The organism is Klebsiella sp. FDAARGOS_511, assembly GCF_003812845.1.
In the GTDB taxonomy this organism is placed as follows: domain Bacteria; phylum Pseudomonadota; class Gammaproteobacteria; order Enterobacterales; family Enterobacteriaceae; genus Klebsiella; species Klebsiella grimontii.
On the sequence record NZ_CP033824.1, the window covers coordinates 4,913,723 to 4,934,727 of the forward strand.

15 protein-coding genes are annotated in these 21,005 nt (G+C 59.8%); 6 read left to right on the plus strand and 9 right to left on the minus strand.

The features are described from left to right. From EGY08_RS24855 to EGY08_RS24865, 3 genes are read left to right on the plus strand one after another with little or no spacing between them, the layout of a single operon-like run. Window positions 1–1,158 (plus strand): ABC transporter permease, encoded by a 1,158-nt coding sequence (locus EGY08_RS24855; RefSeq protein WP_004122807.1) that lies wholly within the window; start codon window positions 1–3, stop codon window positions 1,156–1,158. Beyond that, window positions 1,151–2,098: an ABC transporter ATP-binding protein gene (locus tag EGY08_RS24860; RefSeq protein ID WP_004122804.1), complete on the plus strand. Its 948-nt coding sequence runs from the start codon at window positions 1,151–1,153 to the stop codon at window positions 2,096–2,098. The genes EGY08_RS24855 and EGY08_RS24860 overlap by 8 nt, the downstream gene beginning before the upstream one ends. Continuing rightward, entirely contained in the window at window positions 2,082–2,819 is a 738-nt protein-coding gene (locus EGY08_RS24865; RefSeq protein WP_004122802.1) for an ABC transporter permease, read from the plus strand. Before EGY08_RS24860 ends, EGY08_RS24865 begins: the two co-directional genes overlap by 17 nt. On the opposite strand, the gene EGY08_RS24870 is transcribed toward EGY08_RS24865, so the two are convergent. Next, a complete protein-coding gene (locus EGY08_RS24870) occupies window positions 2,794–2,907 on the minus strand; it encodes a protein YohO (RefSeq protein ID WP_004103838.1) in 114 nt (37 codons plus the stop codon). The genes EGY08_RS24865 and EGY08_RS24870 overlap by 26 nt on opposite strands. Before the next feature lie 159 nt (window positions 2,908–3,066). After that, window positions 3,067–3,825 carry a MerR family transcriptional regulator gene (locus EGY08_RS24875; protein WP_004122800.1) on the minus strand — a complete coding sequence of 253 codons (759 nt, stop codon included), beginning with the start codon at window positions 3,823–3,825 and terminating at the stop codon, window positions 3,067–3,069. 210 nt (window positions 3,826–4,035) lie between these two features. Here EGY08_RS24875 and EGY08_RS24880 point away from each other — a divergent pair, with 210 nt between their 5' ends. From EGY08_RS24880 to EGY08_RS24890, 3 genes are read left to right on the plus strand one after another with little or no spacing between them, the layout of a single operon-like run. Next, the gene (locus EGY08_RS24880) at window positions 4,036–5,724 is read left to right on the plus strand and encodes a sensor histidine kinase (RefSeq protein WP_004122798.1); all 1,689 of its coding nucleotides are present in this window, start codon (window positions 4,036–4,038) and stop codon (window positions 5,722–5,724) included. Continuing rightward, complete coding sequence (gene btsR, locus EGY08_RS24885; RefSeq protein ID WP_004122796.1) at window positions 5,718–6,437, plus strand: two-component system response regulator BtsR; 720 nt, start codon at window positions 5,718–5,720, stop codon at window positions 6,435–6,437. The genes EGY08_RS24880 and btsR overlap by 7 nt, the downstream gene beginning before the upstream one ends. A 53-nt stretch (window positions 6,438–6,490) precedes the next feature. Further along, complete coding sequence (locus EGY08_RS24890; RefSeq protein ID WP_004138601.1) at window positions 6,491–6,958, plus strand: DUF1456 family protein; 468 nt, start codon at window positions 6,491–6,493, stop codon at window positions 6,956–6,958. A gap of 111 nt (window positions 6,959–7,069) precedes the next feature. Here the strand turns inward: EGY08_RS24890 and EGY08_RS24895 are convergent, their stop codons facing one another. From EGY08_RS24895 to EGY08_RS24925, 7 genes are all read right to left on the minus strand, one after another. Next, window positions 7,070–7,531, minus strand: coding sequence for a YehR family lipoprotein (locus tag EGY08_RS24895; RefSeq protein ID WP_004122790.1), 462 nt, complete (start codon window positions 7,529–7,531; stop codon window positions 7,070–7,072). Window positions 7,532–7,543: 12 nt separating this feature from the next. Next, a complete protein-coding gene (locus EGY08_RS24900; protein ID WP_123829088.1) occupies window positions 7,544–9,550 on the minus strand; it encodes an SWIM zinc finger family protein in 2,007 nt (668 codons plus the stop codon). Further along, window positions 9,547–10,683, minus strand: coding sequence for a vWA domain-containing protein (locus EGY08_RS24905; protein ID WP_004122786.1), 1,137 nt, complete (start codon window positions 10,681–10,683; stop codon window positions 9,547–9,549). The genes EGY08_RS24900 and EGY08_RS24905 overlap by 4 nt, the downstream gene beginning before the upstream one ends. After that, window positions 10,683–12,968, minus strand: a complete 2,286-nt coding sequence (locus tag EGY08_RS24910) for a DUF5682 family protein (protein WP_123829089.1) — start codon at window positions 12,966–12,968, stop codon at window positions 10,683–10,685. The genes EGY08_RS24905 and EGY08_RS24910 overlap by 1 nt, the downstream gene beginning before the upstream one ends. A gap of 10 nt (window positions 12,969–12,978) precedes the next feature. Next, entirely contained in the window at window positions 12,979–14,067 is a 1,089-nt protein-coding gene (locus tag EGY08_RS24915) for an ATP-binding protein (protein ID WP_004122781.1), read from the minus strand. Window positions 14,068–14,144: 77 nt separating this feature from the next. After that, window positions 14,145–17,156, minus strand: a complete 3,012-nt coding sequence (locus EGY08_RS24920) for a DUF4132 domain-containing protein (protein WP_123829090.1) — start codon at window positions 17,154–17,156, stop codon at window positions 14,145–14,147. Window positions 17,157–17,170: 14 nt separating this feature from the next. After that, window positions 17,171–20,884, minus strand: coding sequence for a WGR and DUF4132 domain-containing protein (locus EGY08_RS24925; protein WP_123829091.1), 3,714 nt, complete (start codon window positions 20,882–20,884; stop codon window positions 17,171–17,173). Window positions 20,885–21,005 lie beyond the last annotated feature (121 nt).

Below are 21,005 nucleotides of genomic sequence, written 5' to 3' on the forward strand. Positions count from 1 at the left end.
GTGACGATTCGTTGCGGTAACCGGGTTGCGCTGCTGCTGGCATGGCTATTGCTATTGGCGATGGCGCTGCCGTTTATTAGTTATGCGCCTAACCGTCTATTATCCGGCGAGGGGCGTTGGCTATGGCAGGTCTGGCCGTGGCTGGCGGGGGGGCAGGCGGCGGTCGCGCTGCTGATAGCGCTGCTGAGCTGGCGTTCCGGGCGCCTCCCGCTGCTGTTTATCTTCCTGCTGGCGGATCTGCTGCTGCCTCTATTGCTGTGGGGGGCCGGCAGGGCGGCGGTACAACTGGCCCAGAACGGTTCTTCTTTGGCCCGCACCTCGCCGGGCAGCGGTCTGTGGCTGGCGCTGGCGCTTTGCCTGCTTATCGCCAGCGATGCGGTTCGTCGCCTGACCTCCCGCACCCTGTGGCGCTGGCTGCTAAATGCGCAAATCTGGCTGCTGCCCGCGCTGCTGCTGGGGCTCGGCGCGCTCAATGACCTCTCTTTGCTGAAAGAGTATGTCAATCGCCGCGATGTTTTTGACGATGCGCTGTCTCAGCATCTGATCCTGCTGTTCGGCACACTGCTGCCGGGGCTGCTGATTGGTATACCTGTTGGCGTTTGGCTCTGGCGGTATCCCCGCTGGCAATCGCCGGTTTTTGCGGTTCTCAACGTGATTCAAACCATTCCCTCCGTCGCGCTATTTGGCCTGCTTATCGCGCCGCTGGCCGGGCTGGCGCGGCAGTTTCCGACGCTGGCGCAGATCGGCGTTTCCGGGACCGGTATGACGCCAGCGCTGATCGCGCTGGTGCTGTATGCCCTATTGCCGCTGGTGCGCGGGGTGACGACCGGCCTGCAGCAGGTGCCGCGTGAAGCGCTGGAGAGCGCGGCGGCGATGGGGATGAGCGGCGGGCAGCGCTTTCGCCAGATACAGCTACCGCTGGCCTTGCCCGTACTGTTGCGCAGCCTGCGGGTGGTCAGCGTGCAAACCGTCGGTATGGCGGTGGTGGCGGCCCTGATCGGCGCGGGCGGTTTCGGCGCGCTGGTTTTCCAGGGGCTGCTCAGCAGCGCGCTGGATCTGGTGCTGCTGGGGGTAATCCCGACCATCGCGCTGGCGGTGGTGGTGGATGCGTTATTCGCGCTGTGGGGCGCATTACTGAAAGGAGCGGCCGGTGATTGAGTTTGACGGCGTCAATAAAGCCTTTGCCGGACAGCCTGCGGTGAAAAACCTCAATCTGCACCTGCGTGAGGGGGCATTTTCGGTGCTGATCGGCACCTCCGGTTCGGGGAAGTCGACCACGCTGAAGATGATTAATCGTCTGGTGGAACACGATAGCGGGACGATCCGTTTCGCCGGGCAGGATATCCGCCAGCAGCCGGTGCTCGAACTGCGCCGCAAAATGGGCTACGCCATCCAGTCCATCGGCCTGTTTCCCCACTGGACGGTGGCGCAGAACATTGCCACCGTTCCGCAGTTGCAGAAGTGGTCGCGACAGAAAACTCAGGCGCGGGTCGATGAACTGATGGCCTTGCTGGGGCTGGAGCCCGGCCTGCGCGAACGCTACCCGCATCAGCTGTCCGGCGGGCAGCAGCAGCGCGTCGGCGTGGCGCGCGCCCTGGCGGCCAACCCGGAAGTGCTGCTGATGGATGAACCCTTCGGCGCGCTCGATCCGGTGACGCGCGAAGCCTTGCAGCAGGAGATGATCCGTATTCATCGCCTGCTGGGACGCACGATAGTGCTGGTGACCCACGATATCGATGAGGCGCTGCGGCTGGCGGACCATCTGGTGTTGATGGATGGCGGCGAAGTGGTACAGCAGGGGGAGCCGCTGCATATGCTGCTTGAGCCGAAAAATGCGTTTGTGCAGACCTTCTTTGGCCGCAGCGAATTGGGCGTACGTCTGTTATCGCTGCGCGGCGTCGGTGATTATCTGCGCCGCGACGAGCGCCTGGCAGGGGATGCGTTAAACGTGGCGATGACCCTGCGCGAGGCGCTGTCGCAGTTCGTTGCCCATCGCCGCGAGGTGCTGCCGGTGGTTGATGAGCAGGGAGAGGCCTGCGGGACGCTGCATTTTGCCGACCTGCTGCGCGAGGAGGCCCGGCGTGAAGGCGCTGCGTGATCCGCTGCTGTGGCTCAGCGCCATGTTTATCGCGCTGCTGCTGGCGTTGCCCTACAGCGCGCCGCTGTTCAGCGCGCTGTTTCCCGAGCTGCCGCGTCCGGTTTATCAGCAGGAGAGTTTTGTCTCTCTCACACTGGCGCACTTTTGGCTGGTGGCGCTCTCCAGCCTCGCGGCGACGATCGTAGGCGTCGGGGCCGGGATTGCGGTCACCCGTCCGGGTGGAGATGAGTTTCGTCCGCTGGTGGAGACCATCGCCGCAATGGGGCAGACGTTCCCGCCGGTCGCGGTGCTGGCGATTGCGGTTCCGGTGATGGGGTTTGGCTGGCAGCCCGCGCTTATCGCGCTGGCGCTGTATGGCATATTGCCGGTTTTGCAGGGCACGCTGGCCGGGATTGGGGCGGTACCGTCCGGGGTGTTAACTATCGCGCAGGGGATGGGGATGAGCGGCTGGCAGAGGCTGATGAAGGTTGAGCTGCCGCTGGCGGCGCCGGTGATGCTGGCCGGAATTCGTACCTCGACGATCGTTAATATCGGTACGGCGACCATTGCTTCAACCGTTGGTGCGAATACGCTCGGTACGCCGATTGTTATCGGCCTCAGCGGATTTAATACCGCTTATGTGATTCAGGGGGCGCTGCTGGTGGCGCTGGCGGCGATTATCGTCGACCGGGGGTTTGAACGGCTGAACCGGCGAGTCAGCCGACACCACCGCGAACAATAAATGAATAACCGGCCAGCATCACGCCGCCGATGCCGCTGATGGCCATAAATAAGAACAGGGTAATTACCGCAATTTTCGCTGGCTTCATAATAGGCTCCTGATGTTAACGCAGGGATTATACGGTGAAGCGCAGGTGTTAATAAAACATTAATTGCTTTTTAGCGACGACAATAACCCCGGCTTGCGCTGCGCTTAGCCGGGCTACCGGGCCACAGATTGCGGGTAACCCGTAGCCCGGACAGGCGCGTCAGGCGCCGCCTCCGGGAGACGTGGCGGTGGCGTGATTGAGCCAGATAATCTGGCCCTGCTGCTCCCAGAGACGCATTTGGTTGACCTGAGCGCTACAGGGCGCTTCTCCACACCAGACCATCAGCGTACTCTCGGGGAAAAGCTCCGGCCGGAGTTGGTTTAACGAATGGGCGAGAATATCCACCCGCCAGCCCTGCTCACTGGCTATCCATCCCTCCAGCCATAGCCGGGTAATATCGCTAACGTTCCAGCCAATAACCAGCGCATGGTTGCCGGGGTATTTTGCCGTGGATGAGAGACTGCGGGCGATATGATTAATCAGAATACCGTCAAGGATGCCACGCAGCGCCAGCAACGTAGGCTGCGGGCTAAGCAGGCGCTGGCGCAAAGGATTAATCAGGTGCTTGACCAGAATGTGCGCAGAGTCGCTGTGGTTGCGCTCCTTAAGCCACATGCGCAGGCGATGATAGCTACCGGTTTGTAAATAATCGAGCAGGATCTCCTGTTGAGCGCGCCAGCCGTCGGCAACCTCCTGCTCGTTATCCATCAGCAGCGTTTTCACTTTCCCGACCTGCACGCCGGAATCAATCCAGCGTTTAATTTCGCGAATGCGGTCTATTTCATATTCGTTGAACAGGCGATGACCGCCGTCGGTACGCTGAGGTTTCAGTAATCCGTAGCGCCGCTGCCAGGCGCGTAACGTCACGGGATTGATATCGCAAAGCTGGGCAACTTCGCCGATTGTATAAAGCGCCATTTTCTCCTCCCGCAGTGTTCTCCTCTATTAACTGTAGAAGCTGTTTGCCGAAGCGGGAATTTTTGTCTGTTTTTTGTACAGGGACGAACCGGCGAGACGCTGAAAAATGTGATCTTAACCATGAATTATCATTTTCATGTATTGCTTCAAAGAAAGTTATAAGCAAGCAGTGTATGTTACGCGCTTTCAAATGAAGTGTGGTCTGCGGGTATGTACGAGTTCGATCTGGTGTTGCTGCTGCTTCAGCAGATGTGCGTGTTTTTGGTCATCGCGTGGCTGATGAGCAAAACGCGGCTGTTCATCCCGTTAATGCAGGTCACCGTCCGACTACCGCACAAGCTGCTGTGCTACGTGACCTTTTCCATTTTCTGCATCCTCGGCACCTACTTCGGCCTGCATATCGAAGACTCGATCGCCAATACGCGGGCCATCGGCGCGGTGATGGGCGGCCTGCTGGGCGGCCCGGTAGTCGGCGGTCTGGTGGGGCTGACCGGCGGGCTTCACCGCTATTCGCTGGGCGGCATGACGGCGCTGAGCTGCATGGTGTCCACCATCGTTGAGGGGCTACTTGGCGGCCTGGTGCACAGCATTCTGGTCAAACGCGGGCGGCCGGATAAAGTCTTCAGCCCGCTTACCGCCGGCGCGATTACCTTTTTCGCCGAAATGGTGCAGATGCTGATTATTCTGCTTATCGCTCGCCCGTTCGAAGATGCGCTGCATCTGGTACAGAGCATCGCCGCGCCCATGATGGTTACCAACACCGTCGGGGCGGCGCTGTTTATGCGCATCCTGCTGGATAAGCGGGCGATGTTTGAAAAATATACCTCGGCTTTCTCAGCCACGGCGCTGAAGGTTGCCGCGTCGACGGAGGGGATCCTGCGTCAGGGATTTAACGAAGAGAACAGTATGAAGGTCGCGCAGGTGTTGATCCAGGAGCTGGATATTGGCGCGGTGGCGATAACCGATCGCGACAAGCTGCTGGCGTTTACCGGAATCGGCGACGATCACCACCTTCCCGGGAAACCCATCTCTTCGCTGTATACCCAAAAGGCGATAGATACCGGCGAAGTCGTTTACGCCGACGGCAACGAAGTGCCTTACCGCTGCTCGATTCATCCCAACTGTAAGCTGGGCTCGACGTTGGTTATCCCGCTGCGCGGCGAAAATCAGCGGGTGATCGGCACCATTAAGCTCTATGAAGCCAAAAACCGCCTGTTCAGCTCGATCAACCGTACGCTGGGAGAGGGGATTGCGCAGCTGCTGTCGGCGCAGATCCTGGCTGGTCAGTATGAACGGCAAAAAGCGTTGCTGACGCAATCGGAAATCAAACTGCTGCACGCGCAGGTGAACCCGCACTTCCTGTTCAACGCGCTGAATACGCTAAAAGCGGTGATTCGCCGCGATAGCGACCAGGCCGGGCAACTGGTGCAGTATCTGTCGACCTTTTTTCGCAAAAACCTGAAGCGGCCTGCGGAAATTGTTACCCTGGCGGATGAAATTGAGCATGTGAACGCCTATCTGCAGATTGAGAAAGCGCGTTTTCAGGCCAATTTACAGATTCAGATGCTGGTGCCCGAAGCGCTGGGACAGCATCAGCTTCCGGCGTTTACCCTGCAGCCAATCGTCGAAAACGCCATTAAACACGGGACTTCGCAGCACCTCGGGGTGGGCGAGATCACCATCCGCGCCAGTCAACACGAACGTTGGCTGCAGCTGGATATTGAAGATAATGCCGGGCTGTACCAGGACAAACCCAGCGCCAGCGGGCTGGGTATGAACCTGGTCGACCGCCGGCTGCGGGCGCGCTTCGGCGCCGACTGCGGGATCACCGTAACCTGCGAGCCGGAATGTTTTACCCGCGTCACGCTGAGACTGCCTGTGGAGGACAACGCATGTTAAAAGTATTAATTGTCGACGACGAGCCGCTGGCGCGTGAAAATCTGCGTATTTTGCTGGAGACACAGCCTGATATTGAGATCGTCGGCGAATGCGGGAATGCCGTCGAAGCGATTGGCGCGGTGCACAAACTGCATCCCGATGTGCTGTTCCTGGATATCCAGATGCCGCGCATCAGCGGTCTGGAGATGGTTGGCATGCTCGATCCCGAGCATCGCCCCTATATTGTCTTCCTCACCGCGTTCGACGAGTACGCAGTGAAGGCCTTTGAAGAGCACGCGTTTGATTATTTACTGAAGCCGATTGAATCCACCCGGCTGGAAAAAACGCTGGTTCGTTTGCGCCAGGAGCGCAGCTTGCAGGATATGACCGTCCTCGACGATACTCAGCAGGCGCTGAAGTACATTCCCTGTACCGGACACAGCCGGATCTGGCTGCTGCAGATGGAAGATGTGGCCTTCGTCAGCAGCCGGATGAGCGGGATTTACGTCACCGACCGCGAAGGGAAGGAGGGCTTTACCGAGCTGACCCTGCGCACCCTGGAGAGCCGTACGCCGCTGCTGCGCTGCCATCGCCAGTACCTGGTGAACATGTCCCATCTCAAGGAGATCCGCTTTGAGGAGAACGGCCAGGCGGAGCTGCTGATGCGCGCCGGGCAAACGGTACCGGTCAGCCGCCGCTATCTGAAGAGCCTGAAAGAGGCGATTGGGCTGTAAAATGGCGGAATCGTGATAGACTGAGCGGCAGATTTTTTCATCATGAAGGCAATATGATCAGTAACGATATCTTACGTAGCCTGCGCTACACCCTGAAAACCAACAACAACGGCCTGGTCAGTATTTTTGCGCTGGCGGATGCGCCAGTGAGCGCGGAACAGCTGGTTCCCTGGCTGAAAAAAGAAGACGAAGAGGGGTTTGCGCGCTGCCCGGATATTGTGCTGTCCAATTTCCTTAACGGCCTGATTTACGCGAAGCGCGGTAAAGATGAATCCGCGCCGCCGCTCGCGGTCGAGCGCCGGGTCAACAACAACATCGTGCTGAAAAAGCTGCGAATCGCCTTCTCCCTGAAGACGGATGATATTCTCGCTATCCTCACCCAGCAGAAATTCCGCGTCTCCATGCCGGAAATCACCGCCATGATGCGCGCCCCGGAGCATAAAAATTTCCGCGAATGCGGCGATCAGTTCCTGCGCTATTTCCTGCGCGGGCTGACCGAGCGCGAACACGCGAAATCCTGATATGCCTCCCCCCAGCTTGCGGCGTAAACGCTTGAGCCGGGCTACCCGAAGACACAGCCCCGTCACCCGGCTCGCGTAGCGCTAGCCGGGAATTCTCCAAACCAGGCAGGGCTATTTCACTTCTTTAAATCCTTGCGATTTCAGCAATTTCTCCGACTCGCTCAGTGAAATAAACTTTTGTGAACAGTCGGTAAAACTGGCCCCCGGCAGGTGACACAGCTCGCTGATTTTAGCCTGATTAAAGTCGATGGAGAGGTGCTCCTGGGCAGCGTGCTCTTTATAGTCGACGCTGTGGGTGACGCCTTTGATTTTGCTGTAGGCCGCGCCGATAGGGTCGATGACCTTACGCGCCTGCTCTTCGTTACTTACCCCGAGCGATTGATAGGGGATAATGTTATCCGCGTCCTGGCGGGTGACGACATCGCCTTTGTAGTGATAGGTGTAGGTCAGGTCAACGCCGTTGATCGTGTTGTTGAACGTTTTGACCTCATCTTTGTTGTTATCGCAGCCGACAAGCGTGGCCATCAATAGCGTTGCGCCCAAAGCGGCGATAATCCTGCGGTTAAATTTCATTATCATTCCTTGTTAATCAATCATCATCTCTAATTGTATACAGAGTTGCGCGATGGTGCTGAGCGTATCCTCGGAGGTGGCCGTTTCGCTCTCGCCCAGCTGGCGGAGCAGGCGCGCAAGATGGCTAAAACCAGCGTTTGCCAAATCGACGCTCAGCGTTTGAGCCTCGCGAAACAGACTCTTTTGCTGATAGCGCAGGCCGTTGTGCAGTATCTGGATCAGCAGCGTTCGGGCGCGCTGCAGCAGACTTTGGGCCAGCGAAGGCGGCGGTAATATATTACCAGCAGGCAGTGGCCCGACGGAAAGCGGTTCGGCGTTCAGCGCCCAGGCGCGGCTGCGGGTCATCATGACCAGCGGCTCCAGACAAAGCATCCCGCCGCTAAGGGTGACCAGCCCGGAAACCATCACCACCGGATCGTCCTGTTGTTGTAGCAGCGCCGCCATTCGCTCAACGGCATACGGCGCGCTGGCGCAGACGGGGAGAGACAGCTGCAAAAGGTTGTCTTGTCCTTCGCCGCTGAGCACTAGCGCATCCAGCGTTTGTCGGGCGGCGTCCCACCCAACGGCTACGCAGGAATCCACGGGTAAAATAAACAGATTATCAACCTGGTCTAGCGGGCGCACCCAGGCCGGATCGCGCTGGCGCAGATGCTCGCGCAGCGCTGCGGCGCCCGGCTGGCGCAGCGGCGCGCTGAGCAAAAGCCAGGCATCTTCGCTGAGCGGAACGTTGCTGCTCAGGCGGTGGCGCGCGCCCAGCAGCAGTTCGCCGCCGGCGTTACGGCTCGCGGATTGCGTAATAATTTGCCCGCCCGCCAGCGTACTGGCCTGAAAGCTAAACAGACGGCGTTGCCATAGCGGACTTTGCGCTCTTTCAGCCAGCGGCCAGCTGCGCGACAGATGCATAACGCTGCCGGTATCGGGATCGCTAAACCACATGCATAAGCCGTAGCGATGGTTATCCTGCCAGCAGCGCATGCCCAGTGAAATAAGCCGCAGATGGTCGAGCTGGGCTTCGCCGGCGATCCCCAGACCGACGACGGTACGCCACGGCAGAGGCGGGGTCTGGCCGGTATCGGTAAGCTGCGCCATGTGGGCGGCGCTCTCAAGTCGGGCGTTAAGGCCTGCAAGCTGGGCGAGCAGTTGTTCAGGATGGTAATGGCTGGCGCGCTGCTCAAAAGCCGTGACGCCTTCGCGCAGCTCGGCAAGCGCGGAGACGACCCAGCGCCAGTTAGCCGCCTGGGCTGCGCGCTGCGCGCGGGTGAACGCGGCCTCAAAGCCGATCGGCGGCTGGCTGACGCCGTTATGCCACAGCAGCTGACTGAGCTGGCGCAGGCGAAGTCGACAGGTCTCGCCCTCGGGCGTATCAAAAGGCCCGCCGCGGGCGGCTATTTTACGACTGCGCGTTTGCCATACCAGATGCGTAAAGCCGGGCTGCTGGGCTTCAGCATCGGTAAAGGCCTGCACCGCCAGCGCCACGTGCTCGCACAGCGAACCGTCCACGCAGTCGCAGCGGGCAAAACGGATGCTGCTGCGGGAATAAAAACGCACGTCGCTCATCGGCAGCTTTGCCGACGGCGCTTCGTTTGGTCGGCAGAATAATTCCACCGTTATCCCTTTATCCGCCAGCTGTTGTGCCCGCTTCAGAATCGATTCGGGCAGGGTGGCCAGTTCTTCTTGCCACTGTCCGGGATGCCAGCGTTCGGCGCTTTCCGGCTCCGCTTCGGCGAGGGCATTGCCGGCGTTGGCGCGCTGATAGCTCAGGATGAGCATCACCCGGTGACGGCACATTCCGCTGGCGCCGCAGGTACAGCTGGACTCTTTGAGGGCCTGATCTTTTGCCAGCCGGGTACAGGTGCCGTCGCTAAACACGGCGGTAAGCGTACCGTCGTCATCCTGCTCCAGCTCGGGGATATTGCCGTTATCCAGCTCTTTCTGACCGCGCTTGACGAAACCGGCGTTGCTCAACGCCATGAGCGCCTGCGGCGTAAGTTCCAGTAGTTCAGGGCGTAAAGGAGTCATGATTGTAAATTCTCCGCCAGCCAGGAGGCCAGCTCACCGGGAGTCATGGCGGCAATTTGCGCCCCGACGTTGACCAGCGCCTGGGCCATATCGTGGTCATAGCAGGGAGACGCCGAGCTGTCTAACGCCGCCAGCCCGAGGACTTTGACGCCGCTTTGCGCGCACTGCTTCACCTGGTTTATCAACAGCGAGTTCGCGCCGCCCTCAAAAAAGTCGCTCACCAGTACAATGACGCTCTTGTGCGGTTGTTCAATCAGCTGACGCGCGTATTCTACGGCCTGAGCGATATTGGTGCCGCCGCCAAGCTGGACTTTCATCAGCAGTTCAACCGGGTCGGCAATGTCATCGGTCAGATCCACCACGCTGGTATCAAATGCCACAAGGTGGGTGCGAATGCCGGGCAACTGCCACAGGCAGGCGGCCATGACCGCCGAATGGATAACCGAATCCACCATTGAACCGCTCTGATCGACCAGTAAAATCAGCTGCCATTTTTCGCTGTGGCGTTTAACGCGGCTGATAAATTTTGGCGCTTCAATGTACAGCTTGCCGCGCTGCGGATCCCAGTGCTTGAGATTGGCGCGCAGGGTTTGTTTGAAATCGAAATTGCGCGCCAGCGGAATGCGCGAGGGTCTTTGCCGGTCGCGCGTGCCGGAAAACGCCTGACGAACCTCTTTTGCCAGCCTGGCCATAATCTGCTCGACCACCTGACGTACCAGCTTACGGGCGGCGTTAAGCACTTCAGGATTCATCAGATGCTTTGTATGCAGCACCGCGCGCAGCAGGCTTTCGGAAGGCTCGATGCGTTCCAGCACCTCCAGATTAGTCACCACTTCGTCGATGCCGTAGCGCAGCACCGCATCGCTCTCCAGCCGCTCGATAACCGGCTGCGGAAAAAGCGTATGGATGGCGTTGATCCAGTCCGGCGTCGTCAGACTGGACTCGTCCAGTCCGCCCTGACGCTCGCCCCGCTGTAGCCGTTGCGGATCGCGGCCATAAAGCCACTCAAGCGCCTGGTCCATCCGGCGGGCGTGCTCATCAAGGCCGCCGAGGCTATTCTCGGCGGCCTGGCCCAGAATCAGCCGCCAGCGCTGGAGTTCTCGGATGGTCAGAATATCGGATAGCGTATTCATTAGCGTGCTCCCCAGCGGCTTAGCGCTGCCAGCGCCTGCTGTTCCCGCTGCTGGTGATAGATTAGCTGCCCTGGCGAGCAGGAAACCGGCGCCTGTAGTGCATGCGCCGGCAGCATGGTCAGGTGATAGTGATCCAGCACCAGGCGGGCCAGATCGCCGCGTTCCCGGGGCGGTAGCCAGCCCATCGCCGCTCGTAAATCCGGCAGCGCGAGAATAAACTCATCCTCCGTCAGCCTGGCGAGGAGCTCGCTGAATCCGGCGATAAAGGCGGGCTGACAGGCAAGCTGGTGGCGCGCCAGCGCCAGCAAACCGTGGGCCGCTTCCCCCAACGACGCCGGAGGGAGTTGCGTTAGCAGGGTCAGCGCCGTTTCGGCGGAGGCGGCGGGATGTTCAAGGCGAATCAGCGCGCCGAGCGCCGCCCCGCGGTCAAGCGGTGCGGCGTCAAACGCGTGAATACGCCGCTCAAACAGCGCCATGGCGGCGTTGAGTGAAATCCCGGGTAAAACGGTACCGCTATGTATATCGCGCAGGATATGGCACAGGGCCCGCCAGCTATGCAGATGGGCGTGAAACTGCTTTTCGTCGGCAACGCCGCTGGATTCGCAGAGCCACAGCGTCCGGTCAAGGGCCGCGCAGAGCGCGATCTCCAGCACCTCGGCGTTCTGCATGCCGCTGCTGTCATCCCGCTGCCACAGGGCGTAAAGCACCTCCAGCGCCGGACCCATTTCCGCAAACCGGCTCTCTTCGGCAATCAGCTGCGCCAGCTGTTCCAGCAGCTGCTGGCTAAAGGTGGAGAGCCCCGCCAGCGCTGCCTGATTCAGGCTGGCGGCGAGGCTTTTGATGCCAAAAGAGGCGAGAATATCCGCTTCCAGCCGCTGGCGCGCGGCCTCCGCAAGGGACGCGCCGTAGCGGGAGGCTTCAATCAGGACAGCATGCTGCTCCATGGTCCGAAACAGAGCCCAGCGCTCTTCGCCGTCGCCGGAAAGCGTCACAGCGCTGCCCGTTCGCTGCTGGAACCCGGGGATCTCGAGGATAGACAGGCGGTGCAGCACCTGACTTTTGGCTAATCCACCGGGCTCAAAGCGGTTGAGATTCAGGTTTGAAGGTAGGGAAATTCCGACCCGCGTCAGCTCGCGATCGACGTCCTGCGGCAGCGGCGGCAGCGGTGTTTCCTGAGCGAGCTTGCCGAAACCGGCTCCCGCCAGCGCGTCAACGATGGTCAGCAGAATAGGATCGGTTTGCGGATGTATCACGCCGCGGTAGCTCCACGGCAGCGGGGCGTTCAGCGCTTCTTTAATCAATGAACCTGCCAGCGCGTCAAGCCAGTCGCAGCGCAGCGGCCAGGCATGGCCGCGCATCTGCGCCAGCGCCATAGCGCGCAGGTGGGCGGCAGCCAGATCTGCCGTTGAGGCCGGAAGACGATGCTGACGCAGGCGGGTAAGGATGGTTTTCAGCAGCTGTTCCCCGGCCCGCCGCTGGCCGAAGTGCCAGCACCAGTTTTGCCACACCGGCGCCGGCATACCGGAAAGATAGCCCGCCAGCACGTCCAGCCGCTTTTCGCTATAGGGGGTCAGATAGCTGCCGGTGACGCTACCGGGCGTTGGAGGGGGCGGAGATTCCGGCTCCCTCTCCTGCGCCAGGCAATTGCGCCAAAGAGCTTTCAGCGCCGGCGCGTGCCAGCCGCCGCAGATCGCCACCACCGGGCCATTATTTTGCTGCATTGCCCATGCCAGCCAGCGGGCCATATAGTCTTCCCGCTGCCGGCTGTTTTCGCCGCCGCTGCTGTCGCCGCGCAGCTGGATAAAGTACGTCTCCAGCGCCTGCTCCAGTTCGGCGCTCTGGGTTTCATCTTCAAACAGATGATCCCACAGCGTGTCGCTATTCTCCATTCCGCTGGCTTCGAGCAGACGCTGCTGCTCATCGACGCGGCGAGCGTCGGAGACATCGCTGTCGTCTTGTTCCTGCGCCCAGGCAGGTAAATCGATAAAGCGGATTTGAGCTCCGACCGCTCGAGCGGCCAGCAGGGCCTGCCACTCCGGGGAGAATTCGGCGAACGGCGTCCAGGCGCCGCGTCCCGCCGCGCCGCCATCCTGAGACTGACAGTAGCTATAAATGGCGATAGGCAGCTGATGAGATAAAAACAGCTCATCCAGACGCTGGTTAAAATCCACCGGACCTTCAATCAGAACGTAGCCCGGACGCGTATGTTCTATGCGTTCTTTCACCAGCCTGGCGCAGGCCGGACTGTGGTGGCGAACGCCGATAATTAACGGCTGCTCTGGCATGCGTGTTCCCTCACGGCAGGCGGTGGCGGGCCTGATAGTAGGCCTGCCAGTGGGCTTCTTTGTGCGAGCCGACGCGTTGTTCAAAATAGCGGCGCAGGCGGGCGCGATCGTCTTCGTTATCTTTGACGATGGTACCGGCGATGCAGTCTACCAGGTCGGCGGGTTCGCCGGCGCGACCGGCCAGGAACCACGCTCGCACGCCGACGGCGTGGGCGACGTTGACCGCTTCGGCGGTGGACATAATGGCGTTGAGGGTGTCCATCGAGGTTTTCTTACTCCCTTCGGCGCGCAGATCGCGGAAGGTCTGGACCAGCAGTTCCAGTACCGCATCAGGAACTTTATGCGGGATGCCGCTATGCTCCAGCAGGCGGGCCGAAGCGTTAGCCACCAGCTCCAGCTCCTGCTGAAAGTCCATAATCGGAAAGACGGTTTCGAAGTCGAAGCGGCGTTTCAGCGCCGCGCTCATTTCGTTAACCCCGCGATCGCGAGTATTGGCGGTGGCAATAATATTAAACCCGGCGCGGGCGTACAGCTGGCTATCGTCGCCGGTGAGTTCCGGAATCGCCATCACGCGGTCAGAAAGCATCCCCAGCAGGCAATCCTGAACCTCCAGCGGCGTGCGGGTAATCTCTTCAAAGCGGACGATTTTGCCATCGCGCATGCCCTGATACAGCGGGGCGGGAACCAGCGCCTGCGTCGACGGGCCCTGGTTTATCAGCAGCGCATAGTTCCAGGCATATTTGATTTGATCTTCGGTAATCGCCGCACCGCCCTGAATGGTGAGCCCGGCGTCGCCGCAGATAGCGGTAGCCAGCAACTCAGAGAGCAGCGATTTTGCCGTACCTGGTTCTCCCACCAGCATCAGACCCCGCCCGGTCGCCAGCGTCACCAGCATGCGTTCGACGGCGGCCGGGCTGATGACCACTTTACGGCTGATGTCGCGTGCGCTATCGCCAAGAATAAACGCGCGCGCCGCAGGCAGGCTTAGCTGCCAGCCGGGCGGGCAGGGGAAGGGGTCATTCTGTTGCAGCCGCGCGAGCTCATCGGCGTACAGGACGGCGGCTGGGGGACGCTGAAGATGTTGTTCCTGTTGTATCATCGTTTCTTCCTTAAAGAGACCGCGGTAATGGGAGCGTTTTTATCCTATGTGCAGCGAATAGCGTAAATGCGCTTTGCTTATCCACGGAAAATGATCTCAATCGTGCTTAGCGCCTCGCTGAGATCCTGTGGATCGAGCTGTGAGAACGCAGCGGGCCGTTCGCCATCATAGAGTCTGATGGCGGCAAACCGCTGAGGAGCCTTCGCATCCATGTTGTAGTGCACGAACCCTGGCGTGACTTCCAGAATCAGTCGATGCCGCCCGACATCGTAGCAGAAACGGTTTTCAGCGCCCTGCCACCAGCCGCGGCTGCGGATGCCCAATAATTGCCCGCAGGTTGTTGATTTTCCCTGCCAGCGCGTAAGCTCGTTGCGGGCGGTTTCTTCCGCCAGCAGCTGCACCGTCTGGCGCGTCAGCTGGCGGAACGGTGGCAATAGCTGATAATCGGCAAAAATTTGGCTAAATGCTGCCTGCGTTGCGTCATCCATTTCCAGCGGATGAGCAAGGCCGAACAGCGCCTCTTCCGGTAGAGCGATAGGGTCATCCTGGCCATCGCAGAATTCCCCTTCCGCGGCGACGCGAAAGGCGTTGAGCAGACGACGGGGTTCACTGGCGGCGTAGATTCCCCATACCAGGCGCCGGGTCAGATTGTTGGTCAGCGGATGATCGACAAACAGCGATTGAAACTCCGTTCGCGTCCAGCGCCGCGCCAGCCGCAGGGCGTTTTCCAGATGCGGCAGCAGGCGTTTGGCTACCTGGGCTGCGTCTTTTTTCAGGCCTTTCAGCCTGGCCAGCGCTTCCGCAGCTTTTACCTGGTCATCTTCGGCGCGCAGGCGCGGAAGGCTCTTTTGCCGCGCTCCCTGCTGGTCGTAAATCACCGGCAGCAGATTTTCATCAAAACGGACATAAAAGCCGCGGCAACCAAAATCAAAAGCCAGCGTTTGGGGATCGTCCAGCCCCAGCGTAGGCGTTAGCCGATCCTGCAGCTGCTCTTCGCTGAGATCGCGGGCTTCGGCAACCTCTTTAAGAGACTGCCCGGCGCTTTCGCGCAGCGGGCGGGATTTGGCGCGCTGCGCGATGTGGTGCAGCTGCAGCAGCGCCATATCGCTGCCGATGCGGGTGAGAAGATGCAGCCCGCTGGCGGCGCGGGCGGATTTCCCTTCCTGCGGCCAGGCCAGGATAAGCTGGGTTAAATCACGCACCGTCGCTTCATCGCCAAAAATCCCCAGCGCCTGAAACGCCCAGTTCTCTTTGGCCGGGGCTCCGGCAGTCTGCCATGCGCTAAATAAATCCCAGACGAAAGCGGCCAGCGATTGGGGCTGGCAGGCGGCTTTGACTAAATCCAGTCCGCCGTAATGATGGCCGCCCTGGGCGAAGCGCAGCATTTCGCCGAAGATCTCCAGCGCATCGTCGGTCAACGGCTGGTCGGTGCCGATAAGCCGCGGCCTGCGCCAGAGCGTCGGTTGCCAGAAGTCAGGCGCTTTGGGAATGCGAACAGGGTAGTTGTCCAGCGGATCCTGCGTCAGCAGCTGTTCCAGCTCCGCCCACAGCGCCGGTTCGTTCCAGCGTTGTGCTACCGCTTTCAGCCGTTCATGGTGGCCTTCCTGGTACAGCAGACGCAGCGCGTTAATAGCCGCCTCGCGGCTATCGCCCGCTTTATCGAACGCCAGTGGGATTAACGCGGCGGCTGCGTGCTCCGGCCACTGCAGGAGCCACTGACGAGCCAGTTGGCTGTGCGCCTGCAAGCGTCGCCAGACGCGGGCCATCGGTAGCGCCAGCTCCGTTGCGCCGAGATGCGTCAGCAGGGGGAAGATCTCCTTTGGCCGATGCTGCAACGCCAGCAGCAGGCCGGGTAGGGCATCGGTCCCGAGAATACTCAGCGCATATTCGGTGCCGACAAATCTAAAGTTCGCGTCATTGATGCCCTGCCAGGCCGCCAGCGCCCGTTCGCGAGGCAGCTGCATAAGCAGATAAAGATTCCAGCAGTCGTTGGGGTTGTAGGCTTTTACCAGGTAATCCCCCCATGCCTCCAGTAGCGTAGCGATATCGAAGTTTTGCAGTGCGTGGCAGGCGTTGCCCCACCAGACATATCGATGAAAATATTTCTCCGTATCGAAATGGTCCCGCTTGCCGCATAACGTGTACTGGTGGAACAGGTATTCAATGCTCTGAAAGCCCAGCTCCTGCATGACGATAGTGCTACCTATGCTGGCGAGACGTTCATCGAGTGGAAGGTTATTAAAGAAACAGGCGGGTTTGCTGGCAGCCAGCGCTTCCCGCTCTCCTGGCTGCCAGTACTCCTGCGGCGCAACGGTTAGCGACGTTAGCGCAAAACGCGGGGACGCGGCTTTTTTCTTTTTGCTGCGCCACGGCGGCGAGCGCAGGATCTCCGGCAGGCAGGAGCGATCGGTTGCCAGCGTAACGTCTGAAGGCATCGATGGTCGGCTGGCCGCCAGAAGTTCCTGTGCCTTCGTGCTTAGCCAGGGCGTAACCTGCTCAGCCAGCTGAGGATGCGTATTGAGCAGCGTCCGCAGCAGCGTTCTCCAGCTCTCTTCACACTTTTTCTCTGCGATCTCAGGATAGCCCGGACGCGCGGGCGGTTCCGGCAGCGCCAGCAATTCCGCTACAGCGGCCAGAGCGGCGTGGGGATATTTCTTAGCGAATGTTGACACGCGCTGCTGGCTGGATTTGTTTTTATCCGCCACCAGCAGCAGCCGGATAGCCTGCGGATGGTTAATTTGCGCCAGCAGGCTGCCGCAGTCATCCCGGTACGCATATAGCGCCAGCCTGGAGATCGCCGCCAGCGCGCGGGCGGGCATTGCCGGTTTGGCTACGCCCACATAGCCGAACGCCTGTGCAATAGCCTGCCGCCATTCGGCAGTGCATGTTTCATAGTCCCACGTAAGGGCCTGAATATGTTGATAGCGCGAGGGAATATCGTTCGCCAGTCGTTGCAGGCGTCCCTCTTCGACCGGCGGTACCGGGTCGCCAGACCAGCGGCGATGGCTTAACGGTTGTTTGCCCTTTTTAAAGGACAGCTCCAGCTGCGCGTCATCCGCCAGCCATGGCGGGAGTGCTGTGTTGTGCATAAACGTTCCTTGTGTTACTCAAACAGTCCGTCAATATCGTTAATCAATTCGCTAATGGTGACTTTATCCAGCACCGAAAAGGTTGCCTGCTGATGGCCGTTGCTGCCCCATCCGTACTGCCGGGCGCTTCCGGAAAAAAGCCAGACTTTCGTTAACTGCTGCTCCGCGCTGAGTTCATCAGGCAGCATACCCACGGCGAAACCTTCGTCAATCTCCATCACCAGCGCCCACTGTCCCAACGGTTTTAGCATCCAGCCGATCCAGCCCGCATCCTGCGGGTCGCCGCGCAGCCAGCCTTTATTCGCCAGCCCGATCACCCGGCCGCTCGGGCACTTGCGCCCGGCCCAGCGGGTCAGTTCGCTGGCCGTCAGCTCGTCCGGGGTCAGGGTATAACAGTTGCGATCGAGCTGACGGAACGGCGGCAGCAGTTCATAGTCGGCAAACAGCTGGCCAAAGGCGGCTGCATCCTCCGGGGACATTTCCAGCAGGTGCGGAAGGCCGATATGAATGTTGCCTTCCGGCAGGGTGAAGAGGTCGTCATCGGCGTTACCGTAGCTGTTGTCCTCCGCCACGCGGAAGCAGGCCAGCAGGTTGTTTTCCTCACCGTATACGCCCCAGATAAGGCGACGGGTGAGATGGCGCACCAGCGGATGATTAACCAGGAACAGGTTGAAGTTTTCCACCGTCCAGCGACGACGCTGGCACATGGCTGACTCCATCCGCGCAATTTGCTGGGCGGCAATTGTACGGGTGTCTTTTTTCAGAGCCTTGTAGCGATTAACGGCCTCGGCGGCCAGCGCGCTATCGTCGCTTTTATTCGGTTTCGGCAGGTCTTTAAGGCGGCTGCCGTTTTCATCGCGCACGTAGGGTTTAAGCGCTTCATCAAAGCTCACGATAAAGCGCCGCGGGCCGAAATCGAGGGTGAGTGTTCCATCATCGTTGAGCCCCAGATCCGGAGCGAGGCGATCTTCCAGCTCTTCCACGGTGAGCCCGCGGCTTTCGGCGATCTCACCGATTTTTTCTCCCGCGCGCGCCTGCAGCGCCTTAAATTTCAGCTTTTGGGCGATACCGTTTAGCTGCATCAGGGCGATATCGCTACCGATGGCGGCGAGAATATCCAGCCCGACAGTGGCGCGTTTATGTTGAGATTCTCCCGGCCACGCCCGGATCAGCGGCGTCAGCTGCCGGGCGGTATCGTCGTTGCCGAAGATACCGAGCGTGGTAAAGGCCCAGCTCTCTTTCGACGGTGCCCCGGCGGTTTGCCAGGCGCTGAACAGATCCCAGGCGAAGGCGGCGAGTGATTCCGCGGTGCAGAAATCTTTAACCTGCTGCAGCCCGGGATAAATACCTTCCTCTAACGGGAAGCGCAGCATTTCACCAAGCGATTTTAACGCCGTATCCGGGAGAGCCAGGCCATTTCCCCGCAGCAGCGGCCGTGCCCACAGCCCTGGCTGGTAAAACGCCGGGAGGGGCGGAATTTTGGTCGGATAGTTATCCAGCGGGTCGAGCGCCAGCAGGGCGCCGACGGCCTCCGCTACCTCCGGCTGGTGATAGCGCCGCGCGACCTCTTCAAGCAGCGGCTGATGGCCCTTCTCTACCAGCATACGGATTGCCAGACGCGCGCTATCCTGCGCTTCGCCCGCTTTGCCGAAGGCGGCGGGCAGCAGGCCGGTAATGGCGTGTTCCGGATAGGCCAGTAGCCACTCGCGCGCGCCTTCACGCAGCGTTTTGAGCTTGTTAAAGGCGCGGGCGATCATCGGGGCGATTTCGCTGGCGGCAAACCAGATAGCGACCGGTAAATTTTCCTGCGGATAGCGTGAAAGAGAATGGATAAAACCCGGCAGCCCGGCAAGACGCAGGTACGTCATCACATATTCCGCCCCGGTGTGCGGTTCTTTACTGAGCGCGTTCCAGGCCTGAAGCGCCTGCTCAGCGGGCAGCGCGGCGAGCATATAAAGATTCCACTCTTCCTGGCGAAAAGTACGGGAACTTTTAAATTCCGTAATCAGTGCCGGGTAGTCCTGCCGCTGCCAGGCATCCACAATGGCGTCGGATATGTCTTCAAAACGGTGACCATTCCAGCGCTGGAAGCCTAACTGGCTAAGGTATTTTTTTTCTCCCTTTCCTGTGCCCATCTCCACCTGATGTGCGTACCAGCTATGTTGTTTGAGGAGCTGCTTGCTTGCTTCTTCCGTCAGCATACAGGCCGGTTCTATAGCAAGCGGCGTTATGCTCAACTGGGGAACAGGGGATTTTTTCTTTTTCGCTATCCATGGTGGGGATACCAGTACCGCTGGCAGCATATCGGCGCTGGCGCAATCGGCCTGCTGGTTTAATTGCTGCAGGCAGGATTCCAGCAGCGTGACGGCCCGCGCCGAGAGCCACGGCAAAATTTGCCCGGCCAGCTGCCGATGGGTGCTCAGCAGGGTCATCAGCATGATGCGCCAGCGTTTCTCTTCTTTTTGCGTCAGCAGTTCGGCCAGTGCCGCCATCGCCGCGTGGGGGAAGCGGAGGCTGGCCTGAGACATCCGTTCGTGGCAGCGTTTTCCTTGTTCGCTCACGCGGATCAGTTGCATCAGCGCCTGCGGATGGTTTACCTCGCTGACCAGTTCTCCGCACAGGTCATCGTGCACGTAGGGGGCGAAGCGGGCGATGCCGGCAACGCCCTGTTCGCGCATCACCGTCGCGTTCCAGATGCTGCCGTGGTAGTAATCGTTAAACAAATTTTCCGCCTGATAAGGCTCCAGCGCTTTTACCAGCTGCGGGTCGCGAACCACCAGCTTAAGCCATTCCGCGGTGCGGACATTTTTATGCGCCAGCACCCGACGCGCAATGTCGTCAACAATATCCTGGCGCTCTGGCAATAAGATGGCGACCAGAGGCAGCTGCCCAACGGGCATATCCGCCAGGGCGGCAATCAGTTTATCTACGCACTTTTGCCAGAGCGGCTCTTCGGCCTGGGCCAGATGGGCGCGCAGACGAACGTCGAGTAAGCTCGGCCCCCTCGCGACGGTAGGCTCTGAATGGAAGGTCACCTGCACGGTTTGATAATTATATTCAAATTCAATGTGCTGCAGGGCGATAAACGTGTCGACGGCATATTCCAGACCGTAGACGTAAACAATTTCGTCCATCAGGTTGGCATTATCGCCGCTGCGCCAGCCCCGGCGGGTCGCAACGGCAACCTGTATCGCCAGCGCCGCAGGCGAGAGCGGGCCATCGGTAAGGGCGTCGTTGATGGTTTGCTGCCAGTAGGCCGAGCAGTCGGCGCAGTTGAAGGTGACGGTTTTTCCTGATTGCTGATGAATCGCTTTCCCGAGGTCCATTAGTTCGTTATCTTCCGGGGCCGCGATGGGGTTACCGGGAAAGAGGCGAGAAGGGAGCGCTTTTTCAAGCAGCTCATCGGATAAAAGCAGTTCGCCATCGTCCGCCAGCCACGGGCGGGTGATGTCCGCAGGCGTTAAGGCGTATTCGGGCTGCGGGGCGGCTGATGGAGATGCAGGTAAGGCAGGCCGCTCGGTGTGAGTATCTTCAACGTAGCCTTTGCGGATTTTTTCGTTAATCAATTTGACTTCAGTCTTGCTGGCCGCCGCCGCGTCGGCAAAGGTTTTGATCTGGCTCTGCCCGTTTGTGCCAACCTTGCCCCAGCTTAGATGCAGCTCGTGGCCCTGTTGCTCAATCGTCCAGAATTTATGTGATTTTTCGTCATGATAAATAAAGGTTTTCATCAACGTCCCTGTGTTTTTATCCAGCCTGGCGTTGATGCTAACAGCTATTGACAGGAACACCGAGGGTGGGGGTAGCAAGAATACAATTTTCAGAATTCATAAAATAAAAAAAGCGCTGCCG